Source organism: Streptomyces sp. NPDC050619, assembly GCF_040654815.1.
Lineage (GTDB): Bacteria > Actinomycetota > Actinomycetes > Streptomycetales > Streptomycetaceae > Streptomyces.
In genome coordinates, this window is record NZ_JBFAIR010000030.1 from 60,896 (window position 1) to 83,053 (window position 22,158).

Genomic DNA, 22,158 nt, shown 5'->3' on the forward strand with positions numbered 1-22,158 from the left:
GGTGGACGGGGTGGACGGGGTGGAGGAGAGGTGAGGAGAGGTGCGGATGTCGCCCGAGCATTCTAGGGACCGGGTCATGCCACTGGACGAGACCGATATTTCCGGGCGCGGCACGGTCCGAAGTGCTGGCAGGAGCATGCCGCCTGCTCCATAGTTGCCCCACAACCGTGCATTGGACCTGCCCCGACTCGGACACCTGGGGGTCTTTCCGCCCATGAGCAGAGCCGAACAGCCGTCCCGCAGAATCCTCCTGACAGCCTCAGTCGCCACGGTCGCCGCAGCCGTCGCCGGCAGCGCGGGCCCGGCGGCCGCGGACACCGCGAGCGGCACCGTGACCGACGCCGACCCTGCCGAGGCCCCGAGCCGCTCGGTCGACAACCGGGCATGGACCAGTTACCGCGACTGGCGCGGGGGTGCCGCGAAGGGCACCCGGGCCGTCGCGGGCCTGCGCCCGGGCATCGCGATCGGTGCCCCCGCGGGCACCGCCGACTACACCGACCCGCACACCGGTACGACCGCAGCCTGGGAGTACGCGACCTGGACGTCCCCCGTCCATGACCTCGCCGTCCCCGCCACCGAGGCGATCGCCTCCTGGAACGCGCACACCCCGGCCGGCACCTGGCTCCAGGTCGAGCTCAAGGGGACGTACTCCGACGGCACCGACACCCCCTGGTACGTGATGGGCCGCTGGGCGGCCGGCGACCAGGACATCAAGCGGACCTCGGTCGACGACCAGAGCGACGGCAAGAGCAGCATCTGGACGGACACCTTCGCGATCGACGACTCGTCCACGGGGCTGCGCCTGGCCTCGTACCGCCTCCGGCTGACCCTGTACCGCAAGCCCGGCACGAAGACCACGCCCACCGTCTGGCGGCTCGGCGCGATGGGCTCCGACGTCCCGGACCGCTTCACGGTCCCGGCCTCCGCTCCCGGTCTCGCCCAGGAACTGCTCGTCCCGCGCTACTCGCAGGAGACCCACGTCGGCCAGTACCCCGAGTACGACAACGGCGGCGAGGCCTGGTGCAGCCCCACCTCCTCGCAGATGATCATCGAGTACTGGGGCGGCCGGCTCACTCCCGAGCAGCTGGCCTGGGTCGACCCGGCCTACGCCGATCCGCAGGTGTGCCACGCGGCGCGGTTCACGTACGACTACCAGTACGCGGGCTGCGGCAACTGGCCGTTCAACGCCGCCTACGCGGCCACCTTCAAGGGCCTCCAGGGCGTGGTGACCCGGCTCGGCTCCCTCACCGACCTGGAGACGCTGATCGCGGCCGGCATCCCGGCCATAACGTCCCAGTCCTTCCTCGAGAAGGAGCTCACGGGGGCGGGGTACGGCACCGCCGGCCACCTGATGACGGTCATCGGGTTCACCGCCGCCGGCGACGTGATCGCCAACGACCCGAACTCACTGAGCAACGAGGCGGTGCGGCGCGTCTACAGGCGGCGTGAGTGGGAGAACATCTGGCTGCGGACCAAGCGGTACAACGCCAGTGGCAAGGTCGTCTCCGGCACCGGCGGAGTCTGCTACCTGTACTTCCCGGCGCACCCGACACCGCGCCAGCGCCGGGCGCTCGCGGCGGTGGGCGTGCGCTGAGCCGCCCGCGAACGGCTCCCGGCAGGCCGCCGGGGGCCGTTCGCATGTGACCAAGGTCTCCGCCGCGCAGGCCGCCGACGATGGCAGGGTGGACGGATTCGCAGGGGGAGTCCACCTGGGAGTCCACCGCACGTCCGACATCAGCGAGACACCATGACCGCATCAGCAGCCACCGCCGCCCGTTCCCGTACCGGCGGCCCTCAGGACGACGGCCCCAAGGTCCTGGAACACGTCATGGGCTGGACCCTCGTCGTGGTGATCGCGATGCTCGTCACCCAGCTCGGCCTGCTGTGACCTGACGCATACCCGACCTGACATACTGCGGGTGTCCCGCCGCCCGTTGAAACCAGGGTCGAAATTGAATATTAGTCAACAGCGCGACGCCGTCCGCCCCCGGGCGCGCGGCACCGAGCGCTCGGTCGCACGCCGTGCCGAGCTCATCACCATCGGGCGGAAGCTGTTCGCCGACACGTCGTACGACGCGCTCTCGATGGACGACATCGCCCGCCAGGCGCATGTCGCCAAGGGGCTGATCTACTACTACTTCCAGTCCAAGCGCGGCTATTACCTGGCCATCATCAAGGACTCCGTCGCGGACCTGGTCACGTACGCGGCGAGCGGCCTCGAACTGGGGCCGGTGGACCGGGTCCACCGCACCATCGACAGCTATCTGCGCTACGCCGAGCACAACCAGGCCGCCTACCGCACGATCGTCAGCGGCGGTGTCGGCTTCGACACCGAGGTGCACGCCATCCGCGACGGCGTGCGCGAGGCGATCCTCGCGACCATCGCCGAAGGGGCGTACGGCCGCGGCGATGTCGCGCCACTGGCCCGCATGGGCCTGCTCGCCTGGTTGTGCAGCGTCGAGGGCGCCGCCCTCGACTGGATCGACCACCCCCAGCTGTCCCGCGACACGCTGTGCGAACTGCTGGTGAAGACGCTCGGCGGCGCCATGCGCGCGATCGAGGAGATGGACCCCGCGTACCCGGCCCCGAAGCCGGCCCGCCGGGACGGCGGCTGAGGCTGACGGCTGGCGGCCGGCGGCGTAGGATTCTTGAAGTGAGCGGTCGTTAACCGGTGACGCTATGCCCGCAATCGGGCATACTCACAGCGCACAGCCGCTGGTCAGCAGCTTCCGCGACCCGGAAGTGCGAGCATCGGCCGGCAGCCACTGAGACCGGGCGGCGCTGCCCCCACCCACGGGCCCGTCCGCCACTGCCCGACAGGGAGGAGAGCGTCGCCATGCCCGACCGCGCCCCGCAGCCGGTGGACCGGCAACTGCCCACGGATGAGGCCCGGGACCTGATCTCGCTCGTCCGCGACATCGCGCAGCACGAGATCGCCCCGAAGGCGGCCGAGGAGGAGGACGCCGGACGCTTCCCGCGCGAGGTCTTCACCCTGCTCTCGGAATCGGGACTGCTCGGCCTGCCGTACGACTCCGCACACGGCGGCGGCGACCAGCCCTACGAGGTCTACCTCCAGGTCCTCGAAGAACTCGCGGCGGCCCGCCTCACCGTCGGCCTCGGCGTCAGCGTGCACACCCTGGCCTCCTACGCGCTCGCCGCCTACGGCACCAAGGAACAGCAGGTCGAGCACCTGCCCGCGATGCTGGGCGGGGGCCTGCTGGGCGCGTACTGCCTCTCCGAGCCGTCCTCCGGTTCGGACGCGGCCTCGCTGCGGACGAAGGCGGTGCGCGAGGATGGGGGCCCCTCCCGCTCGAGCGGAGCCGAGAGCGGGGGAGACTGGGTGATCACCGGAACCAAGGCCTGGATCACGCACGGCGGCATCGCCGACTTCTACACGGTCATGGCGCGCACGGGCGAAGCGGGCCCGCGCGGGATCACCGCGTTCCTGGTGCCGGGTGACGCGGAGGGGCTGAGCGCCGCGCCGCCGGAGAAGAAGATGGGCATGAAGGGCTCGCCGACCGCGCAGGTCAACCTCGACGGGGTCCGGGTCCCGGACGACCGGCGCATCGGCGACGAGGGCCAGGGCTTCGCGATCGCCCTGTCCGCGCTCGACTCCGGGCGGCTCGGCATCGCGGCCTGCGCCATCGGCGTCGCCCAGGCGGCGCTCGACGAGGCGGTGGGGTACGCGACCGGGCGGCGGCAGTTCGGCCGGCCGATCGCCGACTTCCAGGGCCTGCGCTTCATGCTCGCCGACATGGCGACCCAGATCGAGGCCGGCCGGGCGCTGTACCTGGCTGCCGCGCGGCTGCGGGACGCCGGCCTGCCCTTCGCCAAGCAGGCGGCCATGGCCAAGCTGCACTGCACCGACGCGGCGATGAAGGTGACCACCGACGCCGTCCAGATCCTCGGCGGGTACGGCTACACCGCGGACTTCCCGGCGGAGCGGTACATGCGCGAGGCCAAGGTCCTGCAGATCGTCGAGGGCACCAACCAGATCCAGCGCATGGTCATCGCCCGTCACCTCGCGGGTCCCGAGACCCGCTGAACTGACCGCGCATCACCTGGGGCGCCGCGAGTCTTGCCCACTCCGGGTCGTGGCGCCCCGGCAGGGTGCGGCCGCGGTCGGCCCAAGTGCGCAGCAGCTCCCGGTAGATGGGCGGATCCTGGGCCTGTGGCGGGGCAGGCGGAACCGATTCTGCGGATGCCGGGACATAGAGGCGGCGCTGACGCCCGGTCACGGTGAAGGTGGGGGTCATACCAGGGCAACGCGGAGATTGGCGGACAGGTCACCGGTCGCCGGAATCGGGCGTGAGTTCGCGGACATCCGGGCCGCTGTTCGTCCGGCTCGTCTCCGATGCGCCGCAGTTGCCTGACGCGCCGTCGCTTCCGCTCCGGTCGTCCGGCTCGCTCGGCTGCGCCACAGCTGTCTGACGTGCCCTCGCTTGCGCGCCGGCCGCACCGGACCCGTACCACGGCAGCCTGCGAGTGGCGGTACGGGTCAGGTGCGGGGGCGGAGCTACGAAGACGGAGCGAGAGCGCTCAGGCGGCGTGGCGCCGCATGACCGGCACCCGGATGGGGCGGGAGCCCGGGCCGCCGACGTGCGAGAAGGGCTGCGTCCGCCAGTCGAGTCCCTGAGGGAGCGTCAACAGGAGGGCGGTGTCCTGCTCCTGGGGCTCGACCGACTCGTCCGCCGGCCGGGCGTCGGACGCGCCTCGGCCGGTACCGGCGCAGACCGTGAGTCCGAACGGGTTCCACGGCGAGGCACACAGCGCGTGCTCCGGCAGGACCTCCTCGTCCGCCAGCAGGGCGATGGGCTGTGCGCAGTCCGGGCAGATCACCCGGTACATCTCGAAGGTGTCGTAGGCGTCGAGTTCGTCGTCGAGGTCGTCCGGTTCGACGCCCTCCGGTTCGGGCTCGACCACCAGGTGCGGTCGCTTGGGTGCGGTACGACCAGGGCGCTTAAGACTCTGCATGGAATTCTCCCCCTCGGGCTGGGCCGTGAAGGCGCTGCGGCCTCGACCACAGCAAGCACTTCCCGTCCCGTCTCGGCGGTAATCACGGGGACATCACGGAGCCTGTTCGGTGGGTGTGGTGTTCGTCACATGCCGTGCGCAGGTGCCCCGCGCTGCCGCCCTGGTCCCCAGCTGGTTCACCAGCGGCTCTCGGCAACATCACGAACCGGGTATGACCTGCGCCGCTCAGGTATCCGAGGAGATCAGGCGCACTGTAAGTTCTTGCGCCATGGAGGAGCTCGACCGGCAAATCGTGCAGCTGCTCGTCAAGGACGGGCGGATGAGCTACACAGACCTGGGCAAGGCCACGGGCCTGTCCACGTCGGCCGTGCACCAGCGGGTGCGCCGGCTCGAACAGCGGGGCGTCATCCGCGGGTACGCCGCGGTCGTCGACCCGGAGGCCGTCGGGCTGCCGCTGACCGCGTTCATCTCGGTGAAACCCTTCGACCCCAGCGCCCCCGACGACATCGCGGACCGCCTCTCCGGCGTCCCCGAACTCGAGGCCTGTCACAGCGTCGCGGGTGACGAGAACTACATCCTCAAGGTGCGTGTGGCCACGCCGCACGAACTGGAGGAGCTGCTGGCACGGGTGCGGACGCTGGCGGGGGTGTCGACGCGGACGACGGTGGTGCTGTCGACGCCGTACGAGGCGCGGCCGCCGCGGATCTGACCCACCGGCGCACGGGTCGGTGCGCGCCGGGCCGACCTGCGTGCCGGGTCGCTCGTGCGAGGCGCGAAACTGTCCCTCATGAGTGAACGCACCGCCGAACCCAGCACCGTCCTTCTCCGCCGCGGCGAGGTCCACAGCCCCGCCGACCCGTTCGCGACAGCGATGGTCGTGGAGCGCGGGCAAGTCGCCTGGGTCGGCTCCGAAGGCGCCGCCGACGCCTTCGCGGACGGTGTCGACGAGGTGATCGACCTCGACGGCGCCCTCGTCACGCCCGCGTTCACCGACGCGCACGTGCACACCACCGCCACGGGCCTCGCCCTCACCGGCCTCGACCTGTCCGCCGCCCCCTCCCTGGACGCGGCCCTCGCCCTCGTACGCGACTTCGCCGCCGCCCGCCCGAACGACCGCGTCCTGCTCGGCCACGGCTGGGACGCCTCCCGCTGGCCCGACGGCCGCCCGCCGACACGCGCCGAACTCGACCGGGCCACCGGCGGACGTCCTCTCTACCTCAGCCGGATCGACGTGCACTCGGCGGTCGTCACGACGTCCCTGCTGGACATGACCCCCGGTCTCGACGCGACGGACGCCCCGCTCACCGCCGACGCGCACCACGCCGTACGCGCCACCGCCTTGGCCGCTGTGACGCCTCAGCAGCGCACCGAGGCCCAGCGCGCCGCCCTCGTCCGTGCCGCCTCCCTCGGTATCGGCAGCGTCCACGAATGCGCCGGCCCGGAGATCTCCTCCGAGGAGGATTTCACCGGACTGCTCCGGCTCGCCGCCGAGGAACCCGGCCCGCGCGTCGTCGGCTACTGGGCGGAACGGGATGTCGACAAAGCGCGGGAACTGGGCGCGATCGGCGCGGCCGGCGACCTGTTCGTCGACGGCGCCCTCGGCTCGCACACGGCCTGTCTGCACAAGCCGTACGCCGACGCCGGCCACACCGGCACCGCCTACCTGGACGCGACCGCCGTGGCCGCCCATGTCGCCGCCTGCACCGAGGCGGGCCTCCAGGCCGGGTTCCACGCCATCGGCGACGCCGCCGTGACCGCCGTCGTCGAGGGCGTGCGGGCCGCCGCGGAGAAGCTCGGCCTGGCCCGCGTCCGCGCCGCCCGCCACCGCGTCGAGCACGCCGAGATGCTCACACCCGAGACGATCGCGGCCCTCGCCGAGTTCGGCCTGACCGCGTCCGTCCAGCCCGCCTTCGACGCGCTGTGGGGCGGCGAGGACGGCATGTACGCCCAGCGCCTCGGCGCCGGCCGGGCCCGCGCACTGAACCCCTTCGCGGCCCTGCTGAGGGCCGGCGTCCCGCTCGCCTTCGGCTCCGACAGCCCGGTCACGCCCCTCGATCCCTGGGGCACCGTCCGCGCGGCCGCCTTCCACCACACGCCCGAGCACCGCGTCTCCGTGCGCGCCGCGTTCACCGCGCATACGCGCGGCGGCTGGCGGGCGATCGGCCGGGACGACGCGGGTGTCCTGGTACCGGGCGCGCCCGCGGACTACGCCGTGTGGCGCACCGACGCGCTCGTCGTCCAGGCCCCGGACGACCGGGTCGCACGCTGGTCGACCGACCCGCGCTCCGGGACACCGGGTCTGCCCGACCTGACCCCTGGCCACGACCTTCCCGTCTGTCTGCGCACCGTGGTGGGCGGACGGACGGTGTTCGTACGGCCGGGCGAGTGATCTCCCGGGGTGGCGCGGTGCCGATCGGCCTTCTCGGCGCGCGGCGCGACCTGCGCATCCTCCGCGCTGACCAGGGCATTGGCGGAAGATCCGCAGGTCGAACCGCTGTTGACAGCCGATGGCGGCGGGCCGATAGGTTCGGCCGAGTCCACCACCGGACGCCCGACCGGGGAACGTCCGCGCACTCGTCGCGGCGCCGCTGGGTCAGGGACGGTGTGCCGCACTGGGGCACCGCCACTGGGAGCCAGGCTCAGCGCCCGCGCCACGGCGAGGAACGTTTCGGCCGGTCGGGGAGGTGTGACCCGGGTGGGGCCCGGGCGCTCAGTAGACAACGGCTTTCGGTCGACTCGCAGCCAGCGGGTCCCAGGTCGGCCCGAAGGGCGCCGGGCCCCCATCCGCAGCACGCGCGACGGCCGGAAAACGCCCTCTTACCCCGCTCATGTGGAATCGACACCACCATACGAACGTATCGTCACGTCATCGCAGGCCGCGGCCATTATGGTGGACCTCTGCGTACGAACACGAAGGGGCAGCAGTGAACGACGGCGACGGGAACCCCGCGGCACCGGACCGGGGGAGACAGTTCGGTCCGCTCGGCACGGCGTTGGTGATCATTCCGACCTACAACGAGGCGGAGAACATCAAGGCGATCGTCGGCCGGGTGCGCAAGGCCGTCCCCGAGGCGCACGTGCTCGTGGCCGACGACAACAGCCCGGACGGCACGGGCAAGTTCGCCGACGAACTGGCCGCCACCGACGACCACGTCCAGGTGCTGCACCGCAAGGGCAAGGAGGGCCTCGGCGCCGCCTACCTCGCGGGCTTCCGCTGGGGCCTGGAGAAGGGGTACGGCGTCCTCGTCGAGATGGACGCCGACGGCTCCCACCAGCCCGAGGAACTGCCCCGTCTGCTGACCGCCCTCAAGGGCGCCGACCTGGTCCTCGGCTCCCGCTGGGTGCCCGGCGGCCGGGTCGTGAACTGGCCGAAGTCCCGCGAGGTCATCTCCCGCGGCGGCAGCCTCTACTCCCGCGTCGCCCTGGACCTGCCGCTGCGCGACGTCACCGGCGGCTACCGCGCGTTCCGCCGCGAGACCCTCGAAGGCCTCGGCCTCGAAGAGGTCGCCTCCCAGGGCTACTGCTTCCAGGTCGACCTCGCCCGCCGCGCGGTCAAGGCCGGCTACCACGTCGTCGAGGTGCCCATCACCTTCGTCGAGCGCGAACTCGGGGACTCCAAGATGAGCCGCGACATCCTCGTGGAGGCTCTGTGGCGGGTCACGACCTGGGGTGTGGGCGAGCGGGTGGGCAAGATCGTGGGCCGGGGCAAGCCCTCGAAGCCGTAGCCGTACGACCGCACAGCCACGGCTTATGGTCCGCACAGCAACGGCTGATCGTCCCCTTATCCCGTGCTGAGCCATGCCCAGGCACACTGGAGGCATGACGACTGGCGCTCCGACCCCCACGTACCCCGCCCGGCCCCGGCGCTCCCGGCTGCGCACGTTCCTGCCGCTGGGCATCGCCGCCTGGCTCGTGCTGGAGATCTGGCTGCTGACCGTGGTCGCCGGCGCGGCGAGCGGATTCACAGTGTTCCTGCTGCTCCTCGCGGGCTTCGTCCTCGGTTCGGTGGTGATCAAGCGGGCGGGCAGGCGCGCCTTCCAGAACCTGAACGAGGCGGTGCAGCGAGGCGGAGCCCCGTCCAGTTCGAAGGGCGGCGGCAACGGCCTGATGATGCTGGGCGGCCTGCTCCTGATGCTCCCCGGTCTGGTCTCGGACGCGGTGGGGCTGCTCCTGCTGATCCCGCCGCTCCAGAAGGCCCTCAGCCGCTACGCGGAGCGCACCGTCGAGCGCAAGCTGCGCGAGGCCGCCCCGGGCACCCTGGGCGACGCCTTCCAGCAGGCCCGTATGCACCGCCCCGACGGCAGGGTGGTCCAGGGCGAGGTCATCAAGGACGAGCCGGGCAGCACGGGGGACACCACGCAGGATCCCCGCCCGCCGCTGACCCGCTGAGCCCGTGCCGGCCCGAAGGGGCCCGGCAACGCAAAACCGCGGGCGCCGTACGTGAAATTTCACGTACGGCGCCCGCGGTTTTGCGTGGTGCTTGGTAGATCCGCCCAAGCCCCGCAGGGACTACGCCGACTTCCGGCTGTCCCTGGGGTGGATCGCGATGTTCATCGCGCCGGAGCGGAGAACGGCAAGACGCTCCTCGAGGACCTCTTCGAGTTCCTCGCGGGTGCGCCGTTCCATCAGCATGTCCCAATGTGTACGCGCGGGCTTGGCCTTCTTTTCCTCAGGGCCATCGCCGTCGACGAGGAGTGCCTGGGCCCCGCAGACCTTGCACTCCCACTCCGGCGGGATCTCCGCCTCGACCGAGAAGGGCATCTCAAAGCGATGTCCCTTCTCGCATGCGTACTCCACGGCCTGGCGTGGGGCCAGGTCGATACCGCGGTCCGTCTCGTAGCTGGTCACCACGAGGCGCGTGCCGCGAAGAGCTCGCTCACTCATGAATCGTGCCTCCCGGGCTTGTCGCCCACAGGACAGGTGTCGCTGTCGTCGTCATCCGGTCAACGTCCGGTCGGCGGTAAAGATTCCCGTTCCGAGTCCCGTTCCGGGTCGTGCGTCGCCGTCGTAGCCGCCCCTTGTTGTACCCACCAGTGCCCGGTTTGTCACATCTGCTAGCAGATGTCACCCAGCGTTTCAACATCTTTGACGCGCAGTAACGGTACGCCTGGCAGGCCAAACGCGTACACTACAGCGCTTTCGCCTTGAACGCTAAATCCTCTCGGGAATCGGGTTGCCCGCGTCGCCGATCGCCCGCAGCACCGGAACCCGTGCGAGCAGCACGAACCCGATGACGAAGAAGGCCACCAGCGAGATGATCGCGTCCCGATAACTTCCGGTCAGCTGGTAGGTGATCCCGAACAGCAGCGGGCCCAGCCAGCTCATGCCGCGGTCGCTCATCTCGTACGCCGAGAAGTACTCGGCCTCCTTGCCGGGCGGGACGAGATGCGAGAACAGCGACCGGGACAGCGCCTGGCTGCCGCCGAGGACCAGCCCGATCCCGGAGGCCAGGACGAAGAACCACACGGGCGCGCCCGCGGGCAGGAAGTACCCGGCGCTCAGGATCACGGTCCACGCGACCAGTGAGCCCAGGATCGTGCGCTTGGCGCCGTAGGTCCGGGCCAGCCGGCCCATCGCCAGGGCGCCGGCCACCGCGAGCACCTGGACCAGCAGCACGGCCACGATGAGCGTCGACTGCCCGAGGCCGAGCTCCTCGGAGCCGTAGACCGACGCCTGGGAGATCACGGTCTGGATGCCGTCGTTGTAGATGAGGTAGGCCAGTAGGAAGGCCAGCGTGAGCGGGTGGCGGCGCATGCCGCGGACGGTCGCCGCGAGCTGGCGGAAACCGGGAGCGGTCGTCTCCCCGGTGGGTTTCGAGTCGGCGTGGCGGTCGCGCAGGCGGCGTAGCGGCACCAGGGCGAAGGCGCCCCACCACAGGCCTGCGGAGGCCAGGCAGATGCGCACCGCCGCGCTCTCTGAAAGGCCGAAGGAGTCGTGGCCGGTGTAGAGGACGAGGTTCGCGATCAGGACGAGCGCGCCCGCCGCGTACCCGAAGGCCCACCCCCGGGAGGAGACCGCGTCGCGCTCCTCGGGCGGGGCGATCTGCGGCAGGTAGGAGTTGTAGAGCATCATCGCCACGGACTGCGCCGCGTTGGCGACGATCAGCAGGAAGCCGCCCAGGAGATAGCGGTCGCCGTCGAGGAAGAACATGCCCGTCGTCGCCGCGGCCCCGGTGTACGCGGCGGCCGCCAGGAGGGGCTTCTTGCGGCCGGTGCGGTCGGCGGCGGCTCCCACCAGGGGCATCACCAGCACGGCCACGATCACCGACAGGGACACCGAGTACGCGAAGAAGGATCCGGCGCGGACCGGGATCCCCAAGGGGTGGACGAAGCCGTCCGGGTCCGCCGCCGACTCGGCGACCGACGTCAGGTAGGGGCCCAGGAAGACGGTGAGCACGCTGGTCGAGTAGACGGAGCACGCCCAGTCGTAGAAATACCAGCCGCGCTGTTCCCGCCGCCGCTCGGCGGCCTCGTCGGCCGGTCCCGTCCGCACGGTGTCGGTGCCCACCCGTGCCCCTCGCTTCCCCGTGAAGGTGCCGCGCGAGGGCGGCGGACGGGGCGGCCGGGCGGTGTCAGACCCAGACGCCTCGGTCCTCCATGACCTTGCGCAGTGTGTCGATGTGATCGGTCATGATGCCATCGACTCCCAGGTCGAGGAGCCGGTGCATGCGCTCCGGCTCGTTGATCGTCCACACGTGCACCTGCAACCCGCGCGCGTGGGCGGTGCGCAGGAAGCGGTGGTCCACCACCTGGATGCCGGACTGGGCCTCGGGCACCTGCGCGGCGACGGCGGAGCGGCGCACCGCGGCCGGCATCCCCCACGAGCGCAGCCGCAGGTTGAGTACGCCCCGGGTGCCGTACGAGGTCGCCAGGCGCGGCCCGGCCAGTCGCTGGGCGCGGACCACGCGCGCCTCGGCGAAGGAGCCGACGCAGATCCGGTCCCAGGAGTTCGTGCGTTCGATCAGCTCCAGGAGGGGCAGGAGCGCGGACTCCGCCTTGACGTCGATGTTCCAGCGCGCGTCGGGGAAGGTCTCCAGGAGCTCTTCGAAGAGGGGCACCGGCTCCTTGCCCGCCACGCGCGCGTGCCGTACGTCCCTCCAGGGCAGGTCCGCGATCCGGCCCGCCCCGTCGGTCACCCGGTCCAGCGTCGCGTCGTGGAAGGCGACGAGTCTGTCGTCCGCGGTGGCGTGCACGTCGGTCTCCAGGTAGCGGTAGCCCGCCTCGACCGCGCGCCGGAACTGGTACTCGGTGTTCTCCAGACCGTCCCCCGCTCCGCCGCGGTGGGCGAAGGCGATCGGGCCGGGATGGTCGAGGTAGGGGTGGCGTATCCGCGTGCTCACCGTCGCAGTATCGCCCTGCGGGGTGGCCCGGTGGCAACGACCGTGCTGCCGCCGGATGCCGACGGCACGGCGAACACGCGCAGGAAGAGCTGGGCGAGCGGGCCGATCGACAGCGCGTACAGCAGGGTGCCGATGCCGAGGGTGCCGCCCAGAGTGAATCCGGCCACCACGACGGCCACTTCGACGGCGGTCCGCATCAGACGCAGCGAGCGGCCGGTGCGCTGGTGCAGGCCGGTCATCAGCCCGTCCCGGGGGCCAGGCCCGAACCGGGCGGCGATGTAGAGGCCGGTGGCCGCGCCGTTGAGCACGATGCCGGCGAGCAGAAGGGGAATCCGTACGGCCAGGCCGTGCACCTCGGGGACCAGGGCAAGAGTTGCGTCCATGGCGATGCCGACCACGAAGACGTTGGAGACGGTGCCGAGGCCCGGGCGCTGGCGCAGCGGGATCCACAGGAGCAGCACCGCCGCGCCGACGATGATCGACACCACGCCGATCGTCAGTCCGGTGAGCTCGGCCAGGCCCTGGTGGAGCACGTTCCAGGGTTCGAGCCCCAGGCCCGCCTCGACGAGGAGCGCCGAACTCGCCCCGTAGAGCGCGAGACCGACGTACAGCTGGATCAACCGTCGCCCGAGACGGCCCGGACTCAGTGTGGACAAGAGGTCCCCCTGTGGTGGTAGTGGCCTGACTCGTGACACCCTGAATCTTGGGTGGAAACGTCATCCATGGCCAATTCTGGGAAGGTGGACTGATTTCCATGGCGCAGTGGACCTCGGCGGTGGGTGCGGCGCAGCTCGCCCGGCTGCTCAACTCCCAGCAGGACCGCCCCGCGGGCCCCGGCACGCGCCGTCCGCCCGCCTACCGGGCGCTGGCCGACGGCATCCGGCTGCTGGTGCTCGAAGGACGGGTGCCGGTGGCCGCGCGGCTGCCCGCCGAACGGGAACTGGCCCTGTCCCTGTCCGTCAGCCGCACCACGGTCGCCGCCGCCTACGAGGCGTTGCGCGCCGAAGGGTTCCTGGAATCGAGACGCGGGTCCGGCAGTTGGACGGCGGTACCGGCCGGAAACCCGCTGCCGGCTCGCGGTCTCGAACCCCTGCCCCCGGAGGCCCTCGGCTCCGTGATCGACCTGGGCACCGCGGCCCTCCCCGCGCCCGAGCCGTGGCTGACCCGTGCCGTCCAGGGCGCCCTGGAGGAACTGCCGCCGTACGCCCACACACACGGCGACTATCCGGCCGGGCTGCCCGCGCTGCGCTCGATGATCGCCGAACGGTACACCGCGCGCGGGATCCCGACGATGCCCGAGCAGATCATGGTGACGACCGGTGCGATGGGCGCGATCGACGCGATCTGCCATCTGTTCGCGGGCCGTGGTGAGCGCATCGCGGTGGAGTCGCCGTCCTACGCCAACATCCTCCAGCTGATGCGGGAGGCGGGCGCGCGGCTCGTGCCCGTCGCCATGGCCGAAGGGCTCACCGGCTGGGACGTGGACCGCTGGCGTCAGGTACTGCGGGACGCCGCGCCCCGGATCGCATACGTCGTCGCCGACTTCCACAACCCGACCGGCGCGCTCGCCGACGACGACCAGCGGCGGCAGTTGGTGGAGGCCGCCCGGTCGGCGGGGACCGTGCTGGTCGCCGACGAGACGATGAGCGAGCTGTGGCTGGACCCGGACATCGGGGGCGCCGCCATGCCGCGCCTCGTGTGCGCCTTCGATCCGGCCGGCTCCACCGTCGTCACCGTCGGATCGGCCAGCAAGGCGTTCTGGGCCGGGATGCGCATCGGGTGGGTGCGGGCGGCACCGGATGTCATCCGCAGCCTGGTCGCCGCGCGCGCGTACGCCGATCTGGGCACGCCCGTGGTGGAACAGCTGGCCGTGAACTGGCTGTTCAGCACGGGGGGTTGGGCCCAGGCCGTGGATGTGCGGCGGGAGCAGGCGCGGGACAACCGGGACGCGTTGGTGGCGGCGCTGCGGAGGGAGCTGCCGACGTGGGAGTTCGAGGTGCCGAAGGGCGGACTCACCCTGTGGGTGCGGGCGGGCGGACTGTCCGGTTCGCGGCTCGCGGAGATGGGCGAGCGGGTGGGAGTACGCGTGCCCTCCGGGCCGCGGTTCGGGGTCGACGGCGCCTTCGAGGGGTACGTGCGGTTGCCGTTCACCGTGGGAGGTGCGGTGGCCGACGAGGCGGCGCTGCGGCTGGCCGCGGCGGCGCGGTTGGTGGAGAGCGGGGGAGCCGGAGGAGGGGAGACGCCGCGTACGTTCGTGGCGTGAGCGCCCGCGGTCAGGTGGTCGTACTCTCCGCGACCACTGCTTTCGGCGGTACCGCTTCCGGCAGGTTCTCGGTGTCGGTCGCTACCGTTTTTGGCAGGTTCTCGGTGTCGGTCGCGACCGCTTCCGGCAGGTCTTCGGTGTCGGTCGCAATCGCTTCCGGCAGGTTCTCGGTGTCGGCCGCTACCGCTTCCGGCAGGTCCTCGGCGCAGGCCGCTACCGCCTCCGGCAGGTTCTCCCCGTCCGCCGGCGTGGTCCGCTCCGGCAGCAGGGCCAGCACGGCCTGGCGGTCCGCGTCGCTCGTCGCGTCGTCGTACGGGTCCGGGGTCGACGGGACCTGGAAGCGGTGGACCGGGCCGGTGCCGAGGCGGGCGTAGCCGCGGCCGGGCGGGACGTGGGCGACCGGGGTGGTGTGCGGGGGAGCGCCCAGGACGGTCGTCAGCTGCTCGGCCGTGGCGGGGCCGAGGACGACACGCGCGCGCGTGTGCTGGCGTACCGCGTCGCTCAGGGCGTCCGCGCTGTCGAACTGGTCGGCCACCACCACGGTCACGTTCGCCGCGCGGCCGTGCCTCAGCGGTACCTGGAGCAGGGACTGGGGGTCCTTGCGGCCGTCGGCGACGGCCAGGTGGGCGAAGGCGGTGGGGCGGTCCAGGAGGATCCACAGGGGGCGCTTGGTGTCCTCGGGCGGCGGCGCGCCCGCCTGCCGGGCGCGGTTGACCGCGATCAGCCGGCGCTCGGTCTCGGTGGCCGCCCACTCCAGGCTGGCCAGTGTCCCGGCCAGCGCGCACTCGACCGCCAGCACGCCGTCCCGGCCGGTGAGGCACGCGTACTCGCCGGTGCCGCCGCCCTCGACGATCAGGACGTCGCCGTACTGAAGGGCCTGGAGGGCGATGGAGCGCAGCAGCGTGGAGGTGCCGCTGCCCGGCTGGCCCATGACCAGCAGGTGCGGCTCGGTGGAGCGGATGCCCGTGCGCCAGACGACCGGCGGCACGTCGCGCTGTTCCTCACCGTAGGCGAGGGGGAGCGTCCGCCGGACCTGGGTGGGGTCGGTGAAGCCGAGCACCGTCTCGCCGGGGGACGTGACGAAACGCTGCGCGGCGATGTCGGTGGGCAGGGGCGCGAGGACGGTCAGTGTGAGCTCGTTGATCTCCTCCTCCCAGGTGAAGTGGTACTCGCGGTCGCGACCCGACTTGGCATACAGCAGCTGCTCGATCCGGGTGCGGGACTCGGCCTCGCCGTCGGTGAAGTACGCCGGGTAGCGGATCAGCAGGTGCGTGATGCGGCCGGTGCCGTCGAAGTTGTACGCGGGGAAGGCCTTGTCCCACTCGCCGCCGTGGGCGTACAGCGGGTCCGGGTCCTCGGCGGCCGAGAAGTACGGGACCAGGGCCTCGTAGAGGGACTGGAGGCGCTGTGTCTGGGACTCGTCCGGCCCGTCGGGCTGCGCCGGTCCGCGGTCCCGGCCCTGCCAGGCTGCCGCCGCCATCAGCGTGATGACGGCGAGCAGCGGGCCGTACGGGACGAGCGCCACGACCAGGATCATCGAGGCCACCAGGAACAGCAGCGGCCCGCGCCTGTCCTTGGGGGCGTCGGCCCACTTGCGCCGCCCGGCCGATGCCAGCCGGCGCAGCCCGCGAGTGATCGTGATCAGCGGGTGGAGGACGTCGGTGGCGCTGTCGGCCGCCGTCCGGGCCAGCTCCCGGCTCCGGGCGATCTGCGCGCTGCCTGTGCTCAGGATGCGGGGAAGGGGGCGCCGGGCCACTGCTGTCTCCTGGAGATGCGTACGGGAGTGGGGCGTCAGAACTTGATTCCGCCGAGGAGGCTCGCGAGGCTCTCGCCGCCGGCCTTGATGCTCGGGGCGATGGCCGTGCTCGCGAGATAGAAGCCGAACAAGGTGGCGATCAGGGCGTGCGACGCCTTCAGTCCGTCCTTGCGGAAGAAGAGGAAGACGATGACGCCGAGCAGGACGACGCCTGAGATGGACAGGATCATTTCGGTTCTCCTGGTTCGTGGGGGACAGTCACCATGAGTACTTCCAGGATCACAGCATGTATCCATACGATAAAAGGTGCAACTAGGTGAATTTCGCCTGATTTCACCCTGGTGGCAGAGCCGTCGGAAGCCAGTACCCTGGCGACTCATCCGAACGGTTACCTGGAGAGGCGGTCCGGCCGATGAGTGAAGCCCCTGACCCCGAGGTCGTGGAGCTGGCGACCAAGATCTTCGATCTGGCCCGGCAGGGGCAGACCGAGGCGCTCGTGGCGTACGTCGACGCGGGTGTCCCGGCAAGCCTCACCAACGACCGCGGCGACTCCCTGGTGATGCTCGCCGCCTACCACGGTCACGCCGAGGCGGTACGCGCCCTGCTCGCCCGGGGCGCCGAGGCGGACCGGATCAACGACCGGGGGCAGACCCCGCTCGCCGGGGCCGTCTTCAAGGGCGAGGAAGAGGTGATCCGGGCCCTCCTGGAGGCCGGCGCCGACCCGGCCTCAGGGACCCCGTCGGCCGTCGACACGGCCCGGATGTTCGGCAAGACGCACCTGCTCGAATTGTTCGGCGCACGTTGACACTCATGCCCTGACCAGCGGCAACACAGAAAACGGGGGAGGCGGTAACCGGCCGCCGAAATTTCGGTCGCGGCGGATGGAACTGCCGAGTCATCATGACGTCGTGGTTCACGGACGTGATGGCCGGGCAGGTGATGCCGCACCGCGCGGACCGTGATGCGGCCGGTATGGGCCACCGACGAGAGGCAGAGGAAGATGGCTTACAGCAAGCAGGAAACGGCGGGCGCCCCGACGTGTTGTCACGTGGCCAGGTAATGCACGTCCCCCGGTTGCGTCGACGCTTGATGTGAGGCTGTTTCCCATGTTCGATCCGGTCATAGCGCCCAGCGGCACGCTGCTCGGCCTGCTCCAGCGGGGCCGCGGCGACGGCACACTGCACGCGCTCACCGCACCGCGCCCCGAAGCGCTCGCGGCGTTGAACCAGTGCGTGCTGCGCGATCCCCGCCACGACTGGCAGGTGGAGAACCGCTCCCTGTACTACGCCCGTCTCTACCTCGACCTGAACGGCGAGCTGGACGAGATCGAGGCACACCTCTTCGACGTCGAGGACGTCTTCGACACCGAGGAGTCGCGCACCGGGCTCGCCCTCGCCGTCCTGGGCCACCTCGCCTCGTACGGCCGGCGGGACGCGCTCGAACTGCTGCGCAGGTACGCCGCCTCCGGCGCCAACTGGGCCTGGGCCCTGGACGAACTGGCGCTGCGCGACGACGACGCCGGCCTCCGGGCCCTCGCGGCGCCCGTCCTGGCGCGGTTCGCGACCGACGCCGAGGGAGAGGCCGAGCTGGCCGCCGCGCTGCGCGACGCCTTCGAGCCCCGGCCGTGGCGGCTGTGGGCCGAGGATCCGCGCGAATCGATCGCCACGCGTGTGCGTGCCGCTCAGGAGGCCGGCTGTTTCGACCGCTGGCAGCGGCAGCTGGACTCCACCGGGCCGCGCCCGGGATGGAGCGTGCGAGCCGTCTTCGAGTGGGCCCAGCAGGGCTTCGACCGCGGTGCCGCGCTCCATGTCCCCGCCGCCCGCTGCCTCGCCGCCGTGGCCGGCCCCGAGGACCGGCCGGAGATCGTCCAGGCCGCCGAGGACGGCACCGACGGCGCTCGGTGCACCGCCCTGCGCTATCTCGCCGACAGCAATGATCCGGACGCGCTCGAGCTGATCGAGGCCGCCGTGGCCATCGGCTCCTCGGCCGTCGTGGAGGCCGCGGTGGACGCCTTCGAACGCATGCGCAGTGTCGCCGCCGTCGACCGGGCGCGCGGCTGGGCCCGGCGTCCCGACCCCCTCGGCGCCGCCGCCGGACGCATGCTCGCCTGCCGGGGCGCGGCGCAGGACAGCGACCTCGTCCTCGCGGCGCTCAGGGAGGCAGTGCGGGGCGAGGGCCCCGACGCGCCGACCCTGTGGACCCTCGTCGACGGCACGGGACGGCTCGGCATCGCCTGCGCCGCACCGGTGCTCCGGCACATTTACCGCGAAACCGCCTCCTCCCATCTGCGCGGCCGGGCGGCCCGGGCCCTCGCCGCCACCGATCCCTCCTTCGCCACCGGGTTCGCCGTCGAGTGCCTCTGGGACTGCGAGGAGACCACCCGCGAGATCGCCGCCCGGCACGCCGAGACCGGTGACGCCCGGGTCGTGGAGCGGCTGCGCAGGCTCGCCGCCGATCCGGCCGAGGAGGACGAGGTCCAGACAGCCGTACGCAGCCGGATCGGACCCGACGCGCCCGCTGTGTGAACTCGGGGTGACCCGCGGGTCAGCCGGGAATGGACACCGTCTGGCCTGCTCGGGTGTGCAGCGCAACGCTCATGGGACGTTTGTCGTCCGGAAAGATCCACGTTGACGTGGCCACGTCCGGTGCGGCGACAACACCGGTATGCGTGTCGTCATAGTGACCGAATCCTTTCCCCCCGATGTGAACGGCGTGGCCCACTGCGCGCTCCAGACCGCCCGGCACCTCGTAGATCGCGGTCACCTTCCGCTCGTCGTCGCGCCGGCCACCGCCGCCGGTAGCGGGCCCGACGCCCTCGCGCCGTGCCCTGTCATCCGTGTCCCCTCCCTACCGCTCCCCGGCTACTCCCAGGTCCGCGTCGCCCTCCCCAGCCGACGCGTGGCCGCGGCGATCGTCGAGCACCGCGCCGACGTCGTCCACCTGGCCAGCCCCTTCATCCTCGGCGTGCGCGGCATGGCGGCCGCCGCCCGGCTCGGCATCCCCGCCGTGGCCGTCTACCAGACCGACCTCGCCGGATACGCCCGTACCTACGTGCACGCGGGCGAGGCCGCCGCCTGGCGTCGCATCCGCTCCGTCCACGCCGCCGCCGACATCACCCTCGCCCCCTCCAGCGCCGCCCTGCACGACCTGGAGGCGCACGGCGTGCCCCGGGTCAGGCTCTGGCCGCGGGGCGTGGACACCGTCCGCTTCCGCCCCGACCTCCGGGACGAGGCACTGCGCCGCGAACTCGCCCCGAACGGCGAGCTGATCGTCGGCTACGTCGGCCGGCTCGCCCCCGAGAAGCAGGTCGAACTGCTGGCCGGCGCCTGCGGTCTGCCGGGGGTGCGCGTCGTGGTCGTCGGCGACGGCCCGAGCCGGCCGAGCCTGGACCAGGCACTGCCGGGCGCGGTCTTCCTGGGCCGCCGAACCGGCGACGAACTCGCCCGGATCTTCGCCTCCCTGGACGTCTTCGCGCACACCGGGCCCTTCGAGACCTTCTGCCAGACCGTGCAGGAGGCCATGGCCAGCGGCGTGCCCGTCGTCGCGCCCGCCGTCGGCGGCCCGCTGGACCTGGTCGCCCACGGGCGCACGGGCCTGCTGGTCCCGCCGCGCGACGCGGACGCCGTACGGGACGCGGTGTGGTCCCTGGCCGCCGACCCCGCCCTGCGGACCGCGTTCGGCACCGCCGCGCGCGCGACCGTCGAGGGACGCACCTGGGCCGCCGTCGGCGACCAGTTGATCGGGCACTACGCGAACGTGCTCGACGCGCGGCAGACGGTGGTGGCGGCATGAGCTCCTTGCGGATAGTGCGGCTGGCGAACTTCGTCGCGCCGGCGTCCGGCGGTCTGCGCACCGCCCTGCGCGAGCTGGGCAAGGGCTTCAAGTCGGCCGGACACGACCCCGTGCTCATCGTGCCGGGCGAGCGCGCGAGCGACCGCGAGACCGAGCAGGGGCGGGTGATCACCCTGCCCGGGCCGCTGCTGCCGGGTACGGGCGGGTACCGCGTGCTCACCGACAAGGGGCGGGTGGCCCGGCTCCTGGAGGAGCTGGCCCCCGACCGGCTGGAGGTCTCCGACCGTACGACGCTGCGGTGGACCGGCAAGTGGGCGCGACGGGCGCGGGTGCCCGCCGTGATGGTCTCCCACGAGAGTGCCGACGGCGTGCTCCGCACCTGGGGCATGCCGGAAGGGGCGGCCCGGCGTACCGCCGACGCCCTCAACGTCCGTACGGCCCACACGTACGCGCGCGTGGTGTGCACCACGGAGTTCGCCGAGCGGGAGTTCGTGCGGATCGGCGCGCGGAATGTCGTCCGGGCGCCGCTGGGCGTCGACCTCGTGCAGCGGCACCCCGCCCTGCGTGACCCCGGGCTGCGTGACCGGCACGCGCGCGGGGACGAGGTGCTGCTGGTGACCTGCACCCGCCTGTCCGTGGAGAAACGGCCCGGCACCGCGCTCGACGCCCTGGAGGCGCTGGTACGGCGCGGGCGGCGGGCGGTGCTCGTGGTGGCCGGGGACGGACCGCTGCGCGCGCGGCTCGAACAGCGGGCGCGGGAGCGCGGGCTGCCGGTGACCTTCCTCGGGCATGTCTCCGACCGCCGTCTGCTCGGGGCGCTCCAGGCGTCCGCCGACGTGTGCCTGGCGCCGGGGCCCGCCGAGACCTTCGGGCTGGCCGCACTGGAGGCCATGGCCTGCGGCACGCCCGTCGTGGCCAGTGCCTCGTCCGCGCTGCCGGAGGTGATCGGCTCGGCCGGGGCCTTCGCGGCGGACCACGGGGGCGCCTTCGCGGACGCCGTGGAGAGGCTCCTCGAACGGCCCGTGCAGGAGCGGCGGGAGGCCGCACGCGCGCGTGCGGAGTGCTTCGGGTGGGGCACGGCGGTCGCGGCGTTCCTCGAAGCCCACGACGCGGCGGTGTCCGTACGGCGGCCCTTCGCGCCCGGGGGCGTGACATGAGACCGCTGCGTTTCGTGGCCCTCGGCGACTCGCTGACCGAAGGGGTCGGTGATCCCGTCGGCGACGGATGGCGCGGCTGGGCCGCGTTGCTCGCCGGGGGGATCGGCGGGGGGCCGTCTGTGAAGTCCGTGGAGTCCGTGGAGTTCACGAACCTCGCGGTGAGCGGGTCGCAGACGCGTGACGTGCTGGAACGGCAGCTGCCTGCCGCGCTGGCCCTGCGGCCCGACATCGCCTCCGTCGTCATCGGCGTCAACGACACCCTGCGCTGCACCTTCGACATCCAGGCCGTGGCCGCGCGCCTCGACACGGTGTACTCGGCCTTCACCGAACAGGGCGCGGTCCTGCTCACGGCCTGCCTCCCGGACCCCGGCGCGATGCTCGGGCTGCCAGGCGCCCTGGCCCGCCCGCTGGCCCGGCGGCAACGGGCGGTCAACGCCGTGGTCCACGCGCTGTCCGAGCGGTACGGGGCCGTGCATCTGCACGCCGCCGAGGAGGCGTGGCTCACCGACCGTGCGATGTGGAGCGCGGACCGGCTGCACCCCGGCGAGCGGGGGCATCGGCAGCTGGCCGTGCGCTTCCACGCGCTGCTGGCCGAGCAGGGCCTCGCGACGGGGAGCGCGCCCTCGCCCGAGCCCGAGTTCCCCGAGCCCACCAAGTCGGCGAGCCTGTGGTGGCTGGCCACCGCCGGCACCGGCTGGGTGGCCCGGCGGTGTACCGACCTGCTGCCGCAGCTCATGACGCTCGCCGTCGACGAGATGCGGCACCGCGTGCGCGGGACGAGCGCCCGGCTCGACCTGCGCACGGCGCACGCGGTGTCGGCGGCGCTGGCGGCGCTGTCGGCGGGGGAGCAGCAGCCGGACGCCGCCTGAGGCCGCCT

General features: G+C 72.3%; 22 protein-coding genes. 14 read left to right on the plus strand and 8 right to left on the minus strand.

Going from position 1 to position 22,158, the window contains the following annotated elements; genetic code table 11:
• Positions 1 to 214 precede the first annotated feature (214 nt).
• The 4 genes from AB0I77_RS37780 to AB0I77_RS37795 all read left to right on the plus strand — a co-directional run bounded on the left by AB0I77_RS37780 (position 215) and on the right by AB0I77_RS37795 (position 4,045).
• Entirely contained in the window at positions 215 to 1,594 is a 1,380-nt protein-coding gene (locus AB0I77_RS37780) for a peptidase C39 family protein (protein ID WP_363287316.1), read from the plus strand.
• A 153-nt stretch (positions 1,595 to 1,747) separates the two neighbouring features.
• Positions 1,748 to 1,888 carry an SCO1431 family membrane protein gene (locus tag AB0I77_RS37785; RefSeq protein ID WP_363287317.1) on the plus strand — a complete coding sequence of 47 codons (141 nt, stop codon included), beginning with the start codon at positions 1,748 to 1,750 and terminating at the stop codon, positions 1,886 to 1,888.
• Between the two features lie 64 nt (positions 1,889 to 1,952).
• Entirely contained in the window at positions 1,953 to 2,615 is a 663-nt protein-coding gene (locus tag AB0I77_RS37790) for a TetR/AcrR family transcriptional regulator (protein ID WP_363287318.1), read from the plus strand.
• Positions 2,616 to 2,836: 221 nt separating this feature from the next.
• A complete protein-coding gene (locus AB0I77_RS37795; RefSeq protein ID WP_363287319.1) occupies positions 2,837 to 4,045 on the plus strand; it encodes an acyl-CoA dehydrogenase family protein in 1,209 nt (402 codons plus the stop codon).
• On the opposite strand, the gene AB0I77_RS37800 is transcribed toward AB0I77_RS37795, so the two are convergent.
• Together AB0I77_RS37800 and AB0I77_RS37805 are read right to left on the minus strand one after the other, a co-directional pair.
• Positions 4,008 to 4,256: a hypothetical protein gene (locus AB0I77_RS37800; protein WP_363287320.1), complete on the minus strand. Its 249-nt coding sequence runs from the start codon at positions 4,254 to 4,256 to the stop codon at positions 4,008 to 4,010. The genes AB0I77_RS37795 and AB0I77_RS37800 overlap by 38 nt on opposite strands.
• Positions 4,257 to 4,539: 283 nt before the next feature.
• Positions 4,540 to 4,974, minus strand: a complete 435-nt coding sequence (locus tag AB0I77_RS37805) for a hypothetical protein (protein ID WP_363287321.1) — start codon at positions 4,972 to 4,974, stop codon at positions 4,540 to 4,542.
• Between the two features lie 268 nt (positions 4,975 to 5,242).
• On the opposite strand from AB0I77_RS37805, the gene AB0I77_RS37810 reads away from it, so the two are divergent.
• The 4 genes from AB0I77_RS37810 (at position 5,243) to fxsA (ending at position 9,363) form a co-directional block, all read left to right on the plus strand.
• Positions 5,243 to 5,683 carry an Lrp/AsnC family transcriptional regulator gene (locus tag AB0I77_RS37810; protein ID WP_363287322.1) on the plus strand — a complete coding sequence of 147 codons (441 nt, stop codon included), beginning with the start codon at positions 5,243 to 5,245 and terminating at the stop codon, positions 5,681 to 5,683.
• A gap of 78 nt (positions 5,684 to 5,761) precedes the next feature.
• Positions 5,762 to 7,363 carry an amidohydrolase gene (locus tag AB0I77_RS37815; RefSeq protein ID WP_363287323.1) on the plus strand — a complete coding sequence of 534 codons (1,602 nt, stop codon included), beginning with the start codon at positions 5,762 to 5,764 and terminating at the stop codon, positions 7,361 to 7,363.
• Between the two features lie 535 nt (positions 7,364 to 7,898).
• On the plus strand, positions 7,899 to 8,699 hold the full coding sequence (locus tag AB0I77_RS37820) for a polyprenol monophosphomannose synthase (protein WP_363287324.1): 801 nt from the start codon (positions 7,899 to 7,901) through the stop codon (positions 8,697 to 8,699).
• A 94-nt stretch (positions 8,700 to 8,793) separates the two neighbouring features.
• A complete protein-coding gene (fxsA, locus tag AB0I77_RS37825; RefSeq protein ID WP_363287325.1) occupies positions 8,794 to 9,363 on the plus strand; it encodes an FxsA family membrane protein in 570 nt (189 codons plus the stop codon).
• A 120-nt stretch (positions 9,364 to 9,483) separates the two neighbouring features.
• Here fxsA and AB0I77_RS37830 read toward each other — a convergent pair whose 3' ends face one another.
• From AB0I77_RS37830 to AB0I77_RS37845, 4 genes are all read right to left on the minus strand, one after another.
• Positions 9,484 to 9,858 carry an RNA polymerase-binding protein RbpA gene (locus AB0I77_RS37830; protein ID WP_010046329.1) on the minus strand — a complete coding sequence of 125 codons (375 nt, stop codon included), beginning with the start codon at positions 9,856 to 9,858 and terminating at the stop codon, positions 9,484 to 9,486.
• 267 nt (positions 9,859 to 10,125) lie between these two features.
• A complete protein-coding gene (locus AB0I77_RS37835; RefSeq protein ID WP_363287326.1) occupies positions 10,126 to 11,481 on the minus strand; it encodes an MFS transporter in 1,356 nt (451 codons plus the stop codon).
• A 64-nt stretch (positions 11,482 to 11,545) separates the two neighbouring features.
• The gene (locus AB0I77_RS37840; protein ID WP_363287327.1) at positions 11,546 to 12,313 is read right to left on the minus strand and encodes a glycerophosphodiester phosphodiesterase; all 768 of its coding nucleotides are present in this window, start codon (positions 12,311 to 12,313) and stop codon (positions 11,546 to 11,548) included.
• Entirely contained in the window at positions 12,310 to 12,969 is a 660-nt protein-coding gene (locus AB0I77_RS37845; RefSeq protein ID WP_363287328.1) for a hypothetical protein, read from the minus strand. Before AB0I77_RS37845 ends, AB0I77_RS37840 begins: the two co-directional genes overlap by 4 nt.
• Before the next feature lie 98 nt (positions 12,970 to 13,067).
• Between AB0I77_RS37845 and AB0I77_RS37850 the strand changes: the two genes are divergently transcribed.
• Positions 13,068 to 14,576 carry a PLP-dependent aminotransferase family protein gene (locus AB0I77_RS37850; protein ID WP_363287329.1) on the plus strand — a complete coding sequence of 503 codons (1,509 nt, stop codon included), beginning with the start codon at positions 13,068 to 13,070 and terminating at the stop codon, positions 14,574 to 14,576.
• 10 nt (positions 14,577 to 14,586) lie between these two features.
• On the opposite strand, the gene AB0I77_RS37855 is transcribed toward AB0I77_RS37850, so the two are convergent.
• The gene (locus AB0I77_RS37855) at positions 14,587 to 16,332 is read right to left on the minus strand and encodes a hypothetical protein (protein WP_363287330.1); all 1,746 of its coding nucleotides are present in this window, start codon (positions 16,330 to 16,332) and stop codon (positions 14,587 to 14,589) included.
• 35 nt (positions 16,333 to 16,367) lie between these two features.
• Positions 16,368 to 16,562, minus strand: coding sequence for a hypothetical protein (locus AB0I77_RS37860; RefSeq protein ID WP_363287331.1), 195 nt, complete (start codon positions 16,560 to 16,562; stop codon positions 16,368 to 16,370).
• A 182-nt stretch (positions 16,563 to 16,744) separates the two neighbouring features.
• Between AB0I77_RS37860 and AB0I77_RS37865 the strand changes: the two genes are divergently transcribed.
• The 5 genes from AB0I77_RS37865 (at position 16,745) to AB0I77_RS37885 (ending at position 22,150) form a co-directional block, all read left to right on the plus strand.
• Complete coding sequence (locus AB0I77_RS37865; RefSeq protein ID WP_363287332.1) at positions 16,745 to 17,137, plus strand: ankyrin repeat domain-containing protein; 393 nt, start codon at positions 16,745 to 16,747, stop codon at positions 17,135 to 17,137.
• Between the two features lie 301 nt (positions 17,138 to 17,438).
• Entirely contained in the window at positions 17,439 to 18,857 is a 1,419-nt protein-coding gene (locus tag AB0I77_RS37870; protein ID WP_363287333.1) for a HEAT repeat domain-containing protein, read from the plus strand.
• A gap of 139 nt (positions 18,858 to 18,996) precedes the next feature.
• On the plus strand, positions 18,997 to 20,124 hold the full coding sequence (locus AB0I77_RS37875) for a glycosyltransferase family 1 protein (RefSeq protein ID WP_363287334.1): 1,128 nt from the start codon (positions 18,997 to 18,999) through the stop codon (positions 20,122 to 20,124).
• Positions 20,121 to 21,281: a glycosyltransferase gene (locus tag AB0I77_RS37880; protein WP_363287335.1), complete on the plus strand. Its 1,161-nt coding sequence runs from the start codon at positions 20,121 to 20,123 to the stop codon at positions 21,279 to 21,281. The genes AB0I77_RS37875 and AB0I77_RS37880 overlap by 4 nt, the downstream gene beginning before the upstream one ends.
• Positions 21,278 to 22,150 carry an SGNH/GDSL hydrolase family protein gene (locus tag AB0I77_RS37885; protein ID WP_363287336.1) on the plus strand — a complete coding sequence of 291 codons (873 nt, stop codon included), beginning with the start codon at positions 21,278 to 21,280 and terminating at the stop codon, positions 22,148 to 22,150. Before AB0I77_RS37880 ends, AB0I77_RS37885 begins: the two co-directional genes overlap by 4 nt.
• Positions 22,151 to 22,158 lie beyond the last annotated feature (8 nt).